Source organism: Mycolicibacterium arenosum, assembly GCF_024320865.1.
GTDB lineage: Bacteria > Actinomycetota > Actinomycetes > Mycobacteriales > Mycobacteriaceae > Mycobacterium > Mycobacterium arenosum.
This window is the reverse complement of sequence record NZ_JANDBD010000005.1, coordinates 279,827-293,996: the sequence shown is the minus strand read 5'-3', so window position 1 is coordinate 293,996 and position 14,170 is coordinate 279,827. Positions and strand designations below refer to the sequence as shown.

Genomic DNA, 14,170 nt, shown 5'->3' with positions numbered 1-14,170 from the left:
CGCCGGAACGCGCGACTGATTCATCGTGTCGTGGCAACGTGGCTTCGCCGTTACCACTCCGGGAGCCGTCCGACACCAACGTAGCGCGCTGTGGCGCCACCCGTCGGCGGCGAGTTACACCTTCTGGGCGGACAGCTTCCGGTATTCGAGCACGGTGTCGATGATCCCGTAGTCCTTGGCCTGCTCGGCGGTCAGGATCTTGTCGCGATCGGTGTCCTTGCGAACCTGCGCGCTGTCCTTGCCGGTGTGCCGCGCGAGGGTGTCCTCCATCAGCGTGCGCATGCGCTCGATCTCGGCGGCCTGGATCTCCAGATCCGAGAACTGACCCTGGATGACGCCGCCGAGCGACGGCTGGTGGATCAGGATCCGGGCGTTCGGCAGCGCGAGCCGCTTGCCGGGCGTACCGGCCGCCAGCAGCACCGCGGCGGCCGACGCGGCCTGACCGAGGCACACCGTCTGGATGTCGGCGCGGACGTACTGCATGGTGTCGTAGATCGCCATCAGCGAGGTGAACGAGCCACCGGGCGAGTTGATGTACATGGTGATGTCGCGGTCGGGATCAAGCGATTCCAGCACCAGCAGCTGCGCCATGATGTCGTTCGCCGAGGCGTCGTCCACCTGCACGCCGAGGAAGATGATGCGCTCCTCGAACAGCTTGTTGTACGGGTTGCTCTCCTTGACCCCGAAGCTCGAGTGCTCGATGAACGACGGGAGGATGTAGCGCGCCTGCGGCATGAGCCGGGGGTCCGTGTGATCGGTCATTTGTCCAGTCCTGCCGTCGGTCCCGAACCGTTGAGGTTCGCACTGGTGATGATGTGGTCCACGAAGCCGTATTCGAGAGCCTCCGGCGCCGTGAACCAACGGTCGCGGTCGGAGTCGGCCTCGATGCGCTCGATCGTCTGACCGGTGAACTCGGCGTTGAGCCGGAACATCTCCTTCTTGATGACCGCGAACTGCTCGGCCTGGATGGCGATGTCGGCCGCGCTGCCGGTGACGCCACCGAGCGGCTGGTGCATCAGGATCCGGGCGTGCGGCAGGGCGTAACGCTTGCCCTTGGTGCCCGCGGCCAGCAGGAACTCACCCATCGACGCGGCCATGCCCATGGCGTAGGTCGCGACGTCGCACGGGGCGAGGACCATCGTGTCGTAGATCGCCATGCCCGCGCTGATCGAGCCGCCGGGCGAGTTGATGTAGAGGTGGATGTCCTTGGTCGGGTCCTCCGCCGACAGCAGCAGGATCTGCGCGCACAGCCGGTTGGCGATGTCGTCGTCGACCTGCGAGCCGAGGAAGATGATGCGCTCGGACAGCAACCGCTCGTAGACCGAGTCGACGAGGTTGAGCCCAGACGATGCGCCGCGCATGTCAGTCACGAGGGGATACCTGCTTTCTCGAGTTTGTGTACTCGACGTTCATGTCCACCGACACTAACCAACGCGCCGCGCCGAGGAGTCCCCGGCGCGTGCGCGTTCGCTCACAGCGTCACTTGTCGTCGTCGTCCTCGGCGTCCGCGAGAGCCTCCGCGACGGCGGCCTCGGCATCGGTCTCGGGCGACGCCGGACCGAAGAACTCCTCGGTGTCGACCTCGTTGCCGTCGGAATCGGTGACCGTCGCGCCGTGCACGACGGCGGCGATGGTCAGGCCCCGCCGGACGTCGGCGAACATCGCGGGCAGCTGGTTGTTCTGCTGCAGCACCTGAAGCAGCTGCTGAGGCTCCAGCCCGTACTGCCGCGACATCAGCACCAGCCGCTCGGTGAGATCGTTCTGGCCGACCTGGATGTCGAGTTCGTCGGCGATCTTGTCCATCAGCAACTGGGTCTTGACGGCACGCTCCGCGTTGGTGCGGTTGTCGTTGTCGAACTCCTCGCGGCTGCTGCCCTGCTCCTTGAGCGACTCCTCGAACTTGGCCTCGTCGTGGTCGAGTCCGTGGATGGCGTTGTGCAGGGTCTCGTCGACCTGAGCCTGGATGATGTTCTCCGGCATCGGCACGTCGGTCTGCTCGAGCAGCACCTCGAGCGCCTTGTCGCGGATCTGCTCGGCCTGACCGATGCGCTTGACGCGCTTGACCTGGTCGACGAGGTTCGCCTTGAGCTCCTCGATCGTGTCGAATTCGCTTGCCAGTTGGGCGAACTCGTCATCGGGCTCGGGCAGTTCGCGCTCCTTGACCGAGTTCACCTTGACGGTGACCTCGGCCTCTTCGCCGGCGTGCTCACCGGCGACGAGCTTGGTGGTGAACGTCTTGCTCTCGTCGGCCTTGAGGCCCTTGATGGCGTCGTCGAGGCCCTCGATGAGCTGACCCGAACCGATCTCGTGCGACAGCCCCTCGGTCTTCGCCTCGGCGACGTCCTCGCCGTCGACCGTCGCGGACAGGTCGATCGAGACGAAGTCGCCGTCCTCGGCGCCGCGCTCGACGCCCTTGAGCGTGCCGAAGCGGGCGCGCAGGTTCTGCAGTTCCGCGTCGACCTCGTCATCGGAAACCTCGATGGGGTCGACGACGATCTTCAGCGCCGACAGGTCGGGCAGCGTGATCTCGGGGCGGATGTCGACCTCGGCGGTGAACGTCAGGTCCTCGCCGTACTCCTTGTTGGTGACCTCGATGTCCGGCTGACCGATGGGCTGCACCTCCGACGACGTCAGCGCCTCGGTGTAGCGACCGGGCACCACCTCGCCGACGACCTGGTCGAACATCGCCTGCTTGTCGACGCGCTGCTCGAGCAGCTTCACCGGCACCTTGCCGGGGCGGAAGCCGGGCATCCGGATCTGCTTGGCCATCGTCTTGAACGCCGTGTCGATGTCCGGCTGCAGTTCGGTGAACGGCACCTCCACACTGATGCGAACCCTGGTCGGGCTCAACTTCTCGACGGTGCTCTTCACTGCATCTGCTCCTTGCATGTCTGTAACTGATCACGTCCGGTCGGGGTGACAGGATTTGAACCTGCGGCCTTCCGCTCCCAAAGCGGATGCGCTACCAAGCTGCGCTACACCCCGTGTCGTGTGCGCGTGGGAATGATACGGCCTGGACACGCGACGCAATCAATTGGATTTGCCTACGTCGTCGCCGGTACAGTCTGCGGAGCAGTGCACGCGGGCGTAGCTCAATGGTAGAGCCCTAGTCTTCCAAACTAGCTACGCGGGTTCGATTCCCGTCGCCCGCTCTCGTGAAGCCCCTGTTGGGGGCGTTATCCCAGGTGGCCGCCCCGTTCGGGGCGGCCATTTCGGTCTCCAGCCACACGTCGATCGGCGGCGCCGTCCGCTTGACTACGGCGTGCAGAACCCGGCTTCTCGACACTGCTGCAGCTCGGGGTCCGGAGCCGCGGTCGGCGTGGGCAGCGGGGTCGGCACCTGGGTGGCCCTCGGCGTCGACGGGCAGACCCCGCCGAGCGGTAGCGGACTGCCGTCTGCGCATCGCAGCGACGGCAGCGGACAGAGCTGACCGAACTCGACCGTGCTGCCGTCGAGACACTGGACGGGGAACTGCGGGAAGCCGGCGGCCGCCGGGCCCGCCGACGCGGAGCCGGATCCGAGGGCGAGCATTCCGACCGCGAACAACCCCGCGACTAACGCGCTGAAAACACCGAGAACCTTGCTCACAATCGCCCCCCATGACGTGCTGTTTCACCGAATGCTATCCCCGGATACAGCGTCGACGCCGCGGTTCACCCGAAATTCATCGACTCGGCCACCAGCCAAGTCACCGATCGTTGACTTTGCCCTCGACGGCCCTTAGTGTCTCAAGTCACCACTTGTTGACATCGCTGTGCCGAAGGAGCCGATCATGAGCCGTTCCCCGCGTCGCTGGGTCGCCGTCATCACCGCGTCGGCCGCCGTCGCGGCGGTACCCGCCATCGCTTCACCAATGTCCTCGAAGGACATTCGCGTGGTCGACGACGTGCACGTCGCACTGGCCGCCAGTTGGTCACCGGAACAGCAGGCGGTGATCGAGGACTTCACTCGGGGCGGAGTCGCCGAGGTGCTGCGAGTGCAGGCCACCGCGCGCCTGACCCAACCCGACCAGGCCCAGATCATCGACGACTTCTTCGAGGGCGGCGTCATCCAGACCGAGGGACGGCGATGGCTGGGCCTGTTCAACGATCCGCAGCAGCAGGCGTTCCTGCGGGACCTCCTCACCGGCGGCGTTGTCCAGATCGTCAGGAACCGACTGTTGGACGCAACCGGCGATCCGGGCGCGCGCGCCGCGATCGTCGCGTTCTTCCCCGACGAGATCACCGACTACCGCGGTGGTCCCATCACCATGCTTCAGCGGCGGCTGATCGCGGCGGCCAAGGGCAATCCGTTCGTCATCGGTCTGGTGAACGCGGTGTTCGACAACCCCGTCGTGCTCACCGTTCGCCGACTCATCGGCGGCGGCCCGATCATCGGGACGCCACTGCCCGACCTGCCACCGCTGGAGGTGGCCGATCCGCCGAAGGTCGCACCCGTCGCACCCGTCGTGACGAAGGAGGCGAAGCAGCCTGCGGCCCTTGCGGATTCGCGGATGCCGTCGGCGACACCGGCCGAGCCGGCGGTCGAGAACCCCGCGCCCGACCCCGAACCCGCCGACGTCGACGCCGTCAAGACCGGCAACAAGGTGGAGCCGACCACGCTCGCCGGCGCCGACCGGCCGAAGGCGGGTGCACCCGGCTGGGGTGTCTTCGGTCAGGTCGCCGAGGCGGTCGCCGCGGGACCGGCCGGACTAGCAGGCGCGCCCGCACCCGCCCCCGCGCCGACCGCCGATGACGCGTCGGACGCCGGAACGTCGCCCGGTGAGAGCGGCGAGAACTGACACCGACCCGACCGCGTTCACAGATTCGACGGCCGTTCCGGGAATTCACGCACCGATGAGGCGTTCAATGGAGGGAGCGACGAACTCGAATAGTGAACCCTGTCAGGAGGCGGTCCCATGCGACGTCGAACACTCACCCGGTTGGGTGCGGCGACGGTGATGGCGGCCGGAGCACTGACCACCGCTGCGCTCGTGTCCCCCGGACCGGCCAACGCCTGTAGCCAGTACATCCAGCCGTACAACCCGTACATCCAGACGTGCGGGATTCCGAACAACCCGCCCGTCGTCCGCGGCGCCTCTCCGGGAGCGGGCGCGATCATCGCCTGCCGCGACATCCCCGGCTGCCTGTCCGCCGTGGTCAACGGCGGCCCCGGCGGCATTCAACCGGGGTACGGCTGGCCGTAACGCTTTTCGCGATAGCCGCGTCCCGCGGCCGTCCGCCCCGCACACTCTGCACATGACGGACGCGACCATTCGCACCGCGATCGTATTCGTGCACGGGCTGCCGCAGGAGCGACGACCGCTGGACACGCTCGACGCCTTCACCAAGGCGGCGCTCGGGCCGGACGCCGTCGTTCATCCGCGGCCGGTGGAGGCCACCGATTCCTACGAGGCCCGCCGATACGTCACCGCCGATCCCCACTGCGTCGAGATCTTCGAATACGACTGGCAGTTCCACCAGAGCGCCCGCCGGTACGCCGGACTCCTTCCGATGATCCTGCGGGTGCTGCTGCGTCGGCCTCGCAACGTGCCCGACCCGCTGTTCGGCATCTGGCGGGCGGTCTGGCTGGCGCTGCTGACGCCGGTCGTGCTCGCGCTGTGCCTGCTCACCCTCGGCGGCTACTTCCTCAGCACCGGCGTGCCCGCGTGGATCGTGGGGCTGATCAGCAGCGCGCTCGTACTCGCGATCGGCTTGGGCGCCTTCCGGACGGTGTCCGTGGCGTTGACGCGCAGCTTCGTGACGGCGGGTTTCGTCGACGTGGCGCGCTACCTGGACCCACTGCCTCAGTCGTACGCGGCGCGGCGGGCGATCCGGGGCGGCCTGGTCGACCTGCTGTACGTGCTGCAACAGGGCAGGTTCGCGCGTGTGATCGTCGTGGCTCACGGCCTCGGGGCGTACATCGCCTACGACGCGCTGCTGTCGCTGTGGGCCGAAACGCACGAACTCCACGCCACCCCGCAGACCGGACTCGCGCACCTCGCCGCGCTCGAGGACGGTGCCCGCGAGCTTCGGCCGGACGGCGGGGTCACCGCGTTCCAGACGCTGCAGCACGCGTTGTGGCAGGACCTCAGAATGCAGGGGAATCCCTGGCGCATCACCGATTTCGTCACTATCGGCACCCCCATGGCGTTGGCGGATCTGTTCGTGGCACGACCGAGCGTGGTAAGCGGCCTGTCGACGTCCGACCCGGAGAACCGCGCCGCACTGTTCGACCGCCTGGTACGACGCGGTGTCGTCATGCGCTGCCCGCCGCGCTCGGAAGCCCAACCCGTGGAAGGGCCCGACACGACCGACGTCAGCTTCGCTCACCGCGGCAGCGACGTGCTGAGCTCGCAGGCCCCGTTCGCGGTCACCCGCTGGACCAACCTCTGGTACCCCACGGAGCGCGGCAGCCTGCGAGGCGACTGGTTCGGCGGAGCGCTGCGTCCGCTCTACGGGCTCGGTGTCCGCGACATCCCCGTCCCCGACGACCGCCCGGACGGTCTGCGCCGAGGGGCTGCGCATCTGCGTTACTTCACCCGCCCCGACAGTGCGCTCACCCGCGGCCTCCGCGCAGTGCTGTCGCTCGACGCCGTCTCCGGTGTCGAGGCGGTGCGCAGCGCGCCGCGCCCGGACCCCGACACCGTCGAGCGCCAGGTGCATCGATCGTGGCAGCGCAGCGCGTGAGGTTGTCCACAACACGACGCGGCAGAACCCCGCGTTTGCAAACCGATGGCGCAATGTGACAGAAACTGTTCGCCAACAGCGCAATCAAGATCATATCTGCCCTTATGAAAGTTTGCTGTAGTTCATCCGTGACACTGCCGCCGGTCGATTCCCACGTTTTCTGCAGCAGCGATGCGCACAGCCACGCGCGGCTCGGTTTCCCAATGTGCGTTGCCGGACCCCCACTGTCAGTACATAATCAGCGCGTGATTCGACCCAGGGGGGTTGTGACAACCCTGACCTTCGCCGTTGTCCTCGTCTTCTCGTTCCTGACCGCGCCTGCTGCGCACGCGGAACCGCCGCAAGGCGCATACATCACCGGAATCGAGCCCGTCAACGACCGTTGGGACAAGGTCTCGGTGTTCTCGCCGTCGATGAACAAGGTCATCGTGAACGACGTGTTCAAAGCGCCGCGTTCGGGTGCACCGACGTTCTACCTGTTGCCCGGCATCGACGGCGGCGACGACATCGCGGGCGGCGGGATCGCCCCCGGTGGCAAAGCCTGGTTCGGGATGACGGACATCCAGGGCTTCTTCGCGAACAAGAACGTCAACGTGGTTTCGCCGCTGGGCGGCCAGTTCAGCTGGTGGACCGACTGGATCGCGGATCCGAGCAAGCAGTACCAGACCTACATGACGCGGGAACTGCCACCGCTCATCAACGCCGAGTACAACACCAACGGCGAGAACGCCGTTGGCGGTCTGTCGAGCACCGGCGGCACCGCGGTCGACTACGCCGTGCAAGCGCCGGGGCTGTTCCAGGCCGTCGCCTCCTACAGCGGCTTCCTGACCCCGTCGGACAACGCGCAGCAGGTCGGCCTGACCCTGCTGGGCGGCGGCGCTAGTGCCGACGCCATGTGGGGCCCCGGCGGCGGCCCGCTGTGGGTCGCCCACGATCCGTCGAAGAACGTCGCGAAGCTGAAGGGCACCGCCGTGTACGTCGCGGCATCGGGCTCCGGTAACGCCGGCGCGGTCGATCGCCTGCCACCCGGCTTCGGAGACAACTTCACCGGTGGCTTCATCGAACGCATCGTGGCCGACAGCACGCGGGTCTTCGCCGACAACGCGGCGGCCGCAGGCGTCCCGGTCACCTACATCGTCCGGCCCGACGGCTCCCACACCTGGGGCCTGTTCGAGTCGGAGATGCAGGAGTCGTGGAACCTCACCGTCGGTCCCGCCCTGGGGGTGTGAGGGTTCGCCTCACCCGATCGTGATGGCGTCCAGGCGCTGCTTGATGAACGCCGACGACGTGACTGGTTCGAGTCCCTCGACCCGCCCGATCGGCGGGTCGAGGGGGACGACGCGCGCATCGTGATCGGCTTCGTAGAAGTAGATCAGCGAGACCAGGTCCTCCTCGGGCGCGTGGGGCTGCGGCGGTAGCACCCGGTGCCGGCCCGACGGCCAACGGCGCCCACTCCAGTACTCGAGCAGGTCGCCGATGTTCACCGTCAGCGCCTCGGGGTCGTACGGTGCGTCGGCCCACCCCTCGGCCTCCGAGAAGACCTGCAGCCCAACGGCACCCGGCTCGCGATCGAGCACGGTGACCGTACCGAAGTCGGTATGCGGGCCGATGCGGAACTGGCCCGGCTCGGGCTCCCCCACCACGCTCACCGGCGGATAGTGGTTGATGTTCATCGTCCACGTCGGGGAACCCGCCAAGGACGCCCACGGGTTGACCGGCAAGCGCAACGCGTGCGCGAACAGGGCGAGCATCTCGTCGGACACCCGGCGCATCTCGGCGGCGTACGTCTCCACCAACGCCTGCAGCGTCGGCACCTCCCTCGGCCAGACGTTGGGCGCGAACCAGATTCGGTCGACGTCCGCGTCACCGGTCGCGGTCTCGGCACCCAGGCTGTAGCTCTCCTTCAGATCCGGCGGGGTCTCGGTGCCCTCGGCGTATCCGTTCGCCTCCGCGCCGGGCCCGATCCAGCCGTGTCCGCCGACGGGCACGCTGTAGTTCTGCTTGACGTCGTCGGGCAGCGCGAAGAACACGCGACTGGCCGCGCGCACCGCCGCCGCGAGACCGGGGTCGACGCCGTGTCCGGTCACCAGGATGAAGCCGGCACCCTGCAGGCCCTCGTCGACCTCCGCCGCGACGGCGTCGGCCTCGGCCCCGCCGGCACGCCACCGCGAAAGATCAACCGTCGTAATCATTCTCCGATGTCCTCCGCCCACAGTTCCGGGTGTGCCGCGATGAAGTCCGTCATCAGCCCGACGCAGCGCGCGTCGTCGAGCACGGTCACCGCGACACCGTGCTCGGCGAGCCAGTCGTGCCCACCGTGGAACGTCGTCGCCTCGCCGATCACCACCGCGCCGATGTTGAACTGCCGCACCAGCCCGCTGCAGTACCAGCACGGTGAGAGCGTGGTGACCATCACGGTCGACCGGTAGTCGCGCTGCCTGCCCGCAGCGCGGAACGCGTCGGTCTCGGCGTGCACCGACGGGTCGTCCTGCTGGACGCGACGATTGCGTCCGCTGCCGAGCAGCACCCCATCGGAGGTGAAAAGTGCTGCCCCGATGGGTATTCCGCCCTCGGCGAGGCCCTTTCGGGCTTCCGCGACGGCAACGTCGAGCATGGCCTGCGGTGTCACGACGTCACCGTACGCTCCGCGGCGATCTTGGAGCGGCACAGCAGTAGGTACGCACCGCCCGCGAGCACGAATCCGATGAAGAACGTGATGTCGCCGAGTTGTGGAACGGCCTTGGCGATCACGCCGACGAACAGCTCCTGATTGGCGAACAGGACCACGGAGCCGATCAGCCCAATGGCGAACGACAGCAACCCGTTCCAGTTCGTGTACGACCTGTCGTACAGGAAGCCGGCGACGGCCTGCCCGCGCCGCAGGTACTGGTCGGCGAAGACCACGCCCAGCCACGGCCCAACCCAGTACGCGATGATCAGCAGGAACGCCTCGTAGCTGTGGGCGGCGTCGGGCAGCGCCAGGTACGCCACGATGAAGCCCGCGACGCCGAAGAAGACCGTGACGAGCGCACGCGCCACGTGCGGTGGCAGCCTGATGCCGATCGTCACGAACGCCATGGCACCGGAGTAGACGTTGATGGCGTTGGCGGCGATGGCTCCGACCGCGATCGCCAGCAGCGTCGCCTTGGCCAACGGCGACGCCAGTTCCGCCGTGAACGACCCGGTCGGGTCGGCCAGTGAGGCCTCACCGGTCGTCACGGCCGCCGCGCCGACCACCTCGAGCAGCACGCACGCGGTGAACAACCCTGCTGCGGCGTAGAACCCGGTGCGCGCGGGCGACGCCGACGACGGCAGGTACCGGGTGAAGTCGGCGGCATACGGCGTCCACCCCGCCGCGTACCCGAACGACGTACCGACGGTGAGCAGGAAGCCGCCGAGCCCACCGACACCCTCGGCGGCCACGGAGGCGTTCCCGATGTCGGCGTGCACGAAGATCATCACCGACGCGGCGAGGAAGATCACGGCGAGCACGGGGAACGAGAAGCGCTCGAAGGCCTGCACCAGGTTGTGGCCGAAGAACGCGAGTGCCGTCTGCAGCAGCACGATGATGACGAGCCCGATCAGCGGACCGAACCCGAACAGCGTCGACAGTGCGAAGGCTCCGCTGACGCTGTTGGTGGCGAACCAGCCGACGCCCGCGGTGATCGACATGAGGACGGCGGGCACCGCATTGCCCTTGAAGCCGAACGGCAAGCGGCCCAACACCATCTGCGGCACGCCGTGCAGCGGGCCGCGCGCCGACAGGAAGTAGTGCGCGATTGCCCCGAGGCCGGTGCCGACCACGATGCCCGCGACCGCCTGCCAGAACGTCATGCCGAACGCCAGCACCGAGAGCATGCCGACGAAGATCGTCGCGAACTCCAGATTCGGCGACGTCCACGTCCAGAACAGCTGGTGCGGCTTGCCGTGGCGATCAGCCTCGGCGATGTGCTCGTTGCCACCCGGTTCGACGGCGACGATCCGGTCCCGGTACGTCCCGTCGGTGGTGGGCTCGGCGACTGTCATTCCGATACCGTCGCCCGGCACGCGTGTGCTCGCAACCTGAGACGACTCTCAGCGTCCGATCTTGAGCACGCCCCGTCGGTACGCTGGTAACCATGTCGAGCACCCTGCTGATCCTGATCATCGTGGTGGTCGCCGCCATCGCGTTCCTCGTCTACGCCACGCAGAAGGCGTCGGGCCGCAAGAGCGCCGAGTCGCTCGCCGACGCGAAGGCCGACGCGCGCCGGGTCATCGAACGACTGGGCGGCCAGGTGCTCAACCTCACCGGTACCGACGAGGCCTCCAAGCAGGCGCTCGCCGACGCATCCGAGCGCTACACCGCCGCGGCGTCTCAGATCGATCAGGCCACCACCGCCAAACAGGCCCTCCTCGCGAGGGAGAGCGCGGTCGAGGGGCTGTACTACGTGCGCGCCGCACGCGTGGCGATGGGCATCGATCCCGGACCGGAACTCGACGAGCTCACCGGTCAGCGCTCGGCGGGTGTCGTCACCGAGGACCGACGAGTCGAGTTCGAGGGCAGGGAGATCGAGGCCTCACCCGGCCCGTCGCAGCGGACGCCCAACTACTACCCCGGCGGTCGCGTCGCGGGTCGGCCGGTGCCCGCCGGCTGGTACTCCGAGCCGTGGTGGAAACCGGCACTCGTCGCCGGCGCCTGGGGACTCGGGTCGGTGCTGCTGTTCGACGCCATGTTCTCCGGCATGAACGGCGTGGACTACGGCGCGCAGGGCTTCGAGAGCGGCTACGGCGACGGGTTCCAGCAGGGCTACGACCAGGGCCAGCTGGACTCCGGCGGCGGTGAACAGGGCGGCGACTGGGGTGGCGATCAGGGCGGCGGCGACTGGGGCGGCGGAGACTTCGGGGGCGGCGACTTCGGCGGTTTCTGACGCCGGCGAGAGCTGACCGACCCCCTCAGCGTTGACAGGTGGGACACCAGAACAGGTTTCGCCCCTCCATCACCTCGGTGCGGATCGTGTCGCCGCAGATTCGGCACGCCTCACCCGCACGCCGGTAGACGTAGCTTCGCGGCCTGCCCCGAATGCCCTCGGGGCCCTTGTCGTCCTCGCGTCGGATGGTGATGATCCTGCCGCGGCGCACGCCGACCTTCATGAGGGCGACGAGGTCGGTCCACGCCTCGTCGAACTCCTCGGCGCCGACGTGCGTGCCGGGCCGATGCGGGTCGATGAGGTGACGGTAGAGCAACTCGTTGCGGTACACGTTGCCGACTCCCGCGATCACCTTCTGGTCCATCAGCAGGGCACCAATGGGTCTGCGAGACTTGCTGATCCGCGTCCACGCCTTCTCCGTGTCGGGATTGCGCCGCAACGGGTCCGGCCCGAGCCTGGCGATGATGTCGTCGACCTCGTCCTGGTGGATGACCTCACAGGCCGTCGGCCCTCGCAAGTCGGTGCCGTACTCCTCACCCACCATTCGCATTCGCACCTGCCCGACGGGCGCGCGCATGGGGACCTGCTGCTCGGTGAACTTGCCGTACAACCCGAGGTGGACGTGTACGACCGCCCCGCCCTGGTAGTGGTGGAAGAGGTGCTTGCCGTAGGCGTCGGCCTTGCGCAGCACCCGGCCGCTCACCGCTTCGGCGGAGTCGGCGAAACGCTCCTGCGGGCTAGTCACGATCACCGGCGCCCCGCCGAACCGCTTCTGGTGCAGTCGGGCGAGCCGGTGGATCGTGTGACCTTCTGGCACAGGCTATTCCGGTGCGCCGGGAACCGGCGGCGCGACGTGGTCCTTCTCGTACTCGGCGAGGATGTCGATGCGCCGCTGGTGTCGAGGCTCCTCCGACCACGGCGTGGTGACGAAGGCGTCGACGATCGCCAGCGCGTCCTCGAGGCTGTGCATCCGGCCGCCGATACCGATCAGCTGGGCGTTGTTGTGCTGGCGCGCGAGCTGAGCGGTTTCCACGCTCCACCCCAGTGCGCACCGAGCGCCCGGCACCTTGTTGGCCGCGATCTGCTCGCCGTTACCCGAGCCGCCGAGCACGATGCCCAGGCTGCCGGGGTCGGCGACGGTGCGGGCCGCCGCGGCGATGCAGAACGCCGGGTAGTCGTCCTGAGCGTCGTAGGAGTAGGCACCGCAGTCGACGGGCTCGTGGCCACCCGACTTCAGGTGCTCGATGATGGCCTGCTTCAGTTCGTATCCGGCGTGATCGGCACCGAGGTAGACGCGCATGGCGTCATTCTGACAGAGCCACTCGGGTTCCCCGTGCTCAGTCGAATTCGGGCGCCTCGGTACGCGTCCGCTTCAGCTCGTAGAAGTGCGGGTAGGACGCGAAGATCACCGACGCGTCCCAGAGCTTGCCCGCCTCTTCACCGCGCGGGATCTTCGACAGCACCGGGCCGAAGAACGCGACACCGTTGACGTGGATGGTCGGAGTGCCGACGTCGTCGCCGACGGCGTCCATGCCCTCGTGATGGCTCTTGCGCAGCGCCTCGTCGTAGGCGTTGGTGGTGGCGGCCTCGGCGAGCTCAGCGGGGAGGCCCGCCTGCGCGAGGGCCTTGGCGATCACGTCGTCGAAGTCCTTGTTGCCCTCGTTGTGGATGAGCGTGCCCATCGCGGTGTACAGCGCGGGAAGCACCTCGGTGCCGTGCTGCTGTTCGGCGGCGATGGCGACGCGCACCGGACCCCACGCCTTCTTCATCATCGCCTGGTACTCCTCGGGCAGGTCGCGGCCCTCGTTGAGCACGGCGAGGCTCATCACGTGCCACTGCACCTCGATGTCGCGCACCTGCTCGACCTCCAGAATCCAGCGGGAGGTGATCCAGCACCACGGGCACAGCGGGTCGAACCAGAAACCGGCGACGTCTCTATCGGCCATTGTGAAGCGACCATCCTCTCGGTGGTGGGCAGCAGTCCGTTCAGAACAACTACGCGTGCCCGGTCGATGTTCCCGGCCGCGCGGATGACCAATCGCCGGCGTCGTGGCCACTCACGACACGCATAGGTGGCGAACCTTTACCGGACCGTGTTGTTCCTGTGACCACAGTGAACCAGTGTTACCCAAGTGAACACAGTGCTGACCAAAGCGTCCATGGCGACCGTAGTGCTCGCCACCATGCTGGGGGCACCGGTTCTCGCCGCCCCCGCACACGCCGACCCCGTCGACCCCTCGTTCCTCTCCGCGCTGAGCAGCTCGGGGATCGGCTACAACGACCCCGCGCTGACCACCGAGCTCGGCAAGTCCGTCTGCCCCATGCTGGTCGAGCCCGGCAAGAACTTCGCCAGCGTCGCCCAGACCATCCGCGGAGGAAACAACGGCGGCATCTCCCCGGAGATGGCGTCCTTCTTCACCGGAATCGCCATCTCGATGTACTGCCCGTCGATGATCTCCTCCATCGGCGACGGGACGGTGCTCAATCAGCTGAACGGTCTGCAGGGGCTCGCCGGTGTTCCGGGGCTCAACGGATTCGCCGGGCTGAGCGGGCTGAGCGGGCTGGTCTCCCTCGCGGGCTAACGCCCCGACCTCC

15 protein-coding genes, 2 tRNA genes and 1 pseudogene are annotated in these 14,170 nt (G+C 67.8%); 7 read left to right on the top strand and 11 right to left on the bottom strand.

The window, feature by feature from the left end; genetic code table 11:
• Nucleotides 1–114: 114 nt before the first annotated feature.
• The 4 genes and pseudogenes from NM203_RS14720 to NM203_RS14705 all read right to left on the bottom strand — a co-directional run bounded on the left by NM203_RS14720 (nucleotide 115) and on the right by NM203_RS14705 (nucleotide 2,985).
• A complete protein-coding gene (locus NM203_RS14720) occupies nucleotides 115–762 on the bottom strand; it encodes an ATP-dependent Clp protease proteolytic subunit (protein ID WP_255060724.1) in 648 nt (215 codons plus the stop codon).
• Nucleotides 759–1,382 (bottom strand): annotated as a pseudogene (locus tag NM203_RS14715) (ATP-dependent Clp protease proteolytic subunit); the annotation flags it as partial. The pseudogene NM203_RS14715 and the gene NM203_RS14720, both read right to left, overlap by 4 nt.
• Nucleotides 1,383–1,479: 97 nt before the next feature.
• Nucleotides 1,480–2,871 (bottom strand): trigger factor, encoded by a 1,392-nt coding sequence (tig, locus tag NM203_RS14710; RefSeq protein WP_255060723.1) that lies wholly within the window; start codon nucleotides 2,869–2,871, stop codon nucleotides 1,480–1,482.
• 40 nt (nucleotides 2,872–2,911) lie between these two features.
• Nucleotides 2,912–2,985: transfer RNA gene (locus NM203_RS14705), tRNA-Pro, on the bottom strand.
• Nucleotides 2,986–3,081: 96 nt separating this feature from the next.
• Between NM203_RS14705 and NM203_RS14700 the strand changes: the two genes are divergently transcribed.
• Nucleotides 3,082–3,152: transfer RNA gene (locus NM203_RS14700), tRNA-Gly, on the top strand.
• A 103-nt stretch (nucleotides 3,153–3,255) separates the two neighbouring features.
• Here NM203_RS14700 and NM203_RS14695 read toward each other — a convergent pair.
• Nucleotides 3,256–3,588: a hypothetical protein gene (locus NM203_RS14695; protein ID WP_255060722.1), complete on the bottom strand. Its 333-nt coding sequence runs from the start codon at nucleotides 3,586–3,588 to the stop codon at nucleotides 3,256–3,258.
• A gap of 184 nt (nucleotides 3,589–3,772) precedes the next feature.
• On the opposite strand from NM203_RS14695, the gene NM203_RS14690 reads away from it, so the two are divergent.
• From NM203_RS14690 to NM203_RS14675, 4 genes are all read left to right on the top strand, one after another.
• Entirely contained in the window at nucleotides 3,773–4,780 is a 1,008-nt protein-coding gene (locus NM203_RS14690; protein ID WP_255060721.1) for a hypothetical protein, read from the top strand.
• Nucleotides 4,781–4,897: 117 nt separating this feature from the next.
• A complete protein-coding gene (locus NM203_RS14685; RefSeq protein ID WP_255060719.1) occupies nucleotides 4,898–5,185 on the top strand; it encodes a hypothetical protein in 288 nt (95 codons plus the stop codon).
• A gap of 52 nt (nucleotides 5,186–5,237) precedes the next feature.
• A complete protein-coding gene (locus NM203_RS14680; protein WP_255060718.1) occupies nucleotides 5,238–6,668 on the top strand; it encodes a hypothetical protein in 1,431 nt (476 codons plus the stop codon).
• A gap of 245 nt (nucleotides 6,669–6,913) precedes the next feature.
• Nucleotides 6,914–7,897 (top strand): alpha/beta hydrolase, encoded by a 984-nt coding sequence (locus NM203_RS14675; RefSeq protein WP_255060717.1) that lies wholly within the window; start codon nucleotides 6,914–6,916, stop codon nucleotides 7,895–7,897.
• A 9-nt stretch (nucleotides 7,898–7,906) separates the two neighbouring features.
• Here NM203_RS14675 and NM203_RS14670 read toward each other — a convergent pair whose 3' ends face one another.
• The 3 genes from NM203_RS14670 to NM203_RS14660 are packed head-to-tail and all read right to left on the bottom strand — an operon-like array spanning nucleotide 7,907 to nucleotide 10,694.
• Nucleotides 7,907–8,860: an isopenicillin N synthase family dioxygenase gene (locus tag NM203_RS14670; protein WP_255060716.1), complete on the bottom strand. Its 954-nt coding sequence runs from the start codon at nucleotides 8,858–8,860 to the stop codon at nucleotides 7,907–7,909.
• Nucleotides 8,857–9,297: a nucleoside deaminase gene (locus NM203_RS14665; protein ID WP_255060715.1), complete on the bottom strand. Its 441-nt coding sequence runs from the start codon at nucleotides 9,295–9,297 to the stop codon at nucleotides 8,857–8,859. Before NM203_RS14665 ends, NM203_RS14670 begins: the two co-directional genes overlap by 4 nt.
• A complete protein-coding gene (locus NM203_RS14660) occupies nucleotides 9,294–10,694 on the bottom strand; it encodes a purine-cytosine permease family protein (RefSeq protein ID WP_255060714.1) in 1,401 nt (466 codons plus the stop codon). The genes NM203_RS14665 and NM203_RS14660 overlap by 4 nt, the downstream gene beginning before the upstream one ends.
• Nucleotides 10,695–10,786: 92 nt before the next feature.
• Between NM203_RS14660 and NM203_RS14655 the strand changes: the two genes are divergently transcribed.
• On the top strand, nucleotides 10,787–11,575 hold the full coding sequence (locus NM203_RS14655) for a DUF1542 domain-containing protein (RefSeq protein ID WP_255060713.1): 789 nt from the start codon (nucleotides 10,787–10,789) through the stop codon (nucleotides 11,573–11,575).
• 25 nt (nucleotides 11,576–11,600) lie between these two features.
• On the opposite strand, the gene NM203_RS14650 is transcribed toward NM203_RS14655, so the two are convergent.
• The 3 genes from NM203_RS14650 to NM203_RS14640 are packed head-to-tail and all read right to left on the bottom strand — an operon-like array spanning nucleotide 11,601 to nucleotide 13,521.
• Nucleotides 11,601–12,392, bottom strand: a complete 792-nt coding sequence (locus NM203_RS14650; RefSeq protein WP_255060712.1) for an Fpg/Nei family DNA glycosylase — start codon at nucleotides 12,390–12,392, stop codon at nucleotides 11,601–11,603.
• Nucleotides 12,393–12,395: 3 nt separating this feature from the next.
• On the bottom strand, nucleotides 12,396–12,875 hold the full coding sequence (locus tag NM203_RS14645; RefSeq protein ID WP_255060711.1) for a ribose-5-phosphate isomerase: 480 nt from the start codon (nucleotides 12,873–12,875) through the stop codon (nucleotides 12,396–12,398).
• Nucleotides 12,876–12,912: 37 nt separating this feature from the next.
• The gene (locus tag NM203_RS14640; RefSeq protein ID WP_255060710.1) at nucleotides 12,913–13,521 is read right to left on the bottom strand and encodes a mycothiol-dependent nitroreductase Rv2466c family protein; all 609 of its coding nucleotides are present in this window, start codon (nucleotides 13,519–13,521) and stop codon (nucleotides 12,913–12,915) included.
• Between the two features lie 213 nt (nucleotides 13,522–13,734).
• Between NM203_RS14640 and NM203_RS14635 the strand changes: the two genes are divergently transcribed.
• Nucleotides 13,735–14,157 carry a DUF732 domain-containing protein gene (locus tag NM203_RS14635; protein WP_255060859.1) on the top strand — a complete coding sequence of 141 codons (423 nt, stop codon included), beginning with the start codon at nucleotides 13,735–13,737 and terminating at the stop codon, nucleotides 14,155–14,157.
• The last annotated feature ends 13 nt before the right edge of the window (nucleotides 14,158–14,170 follow it).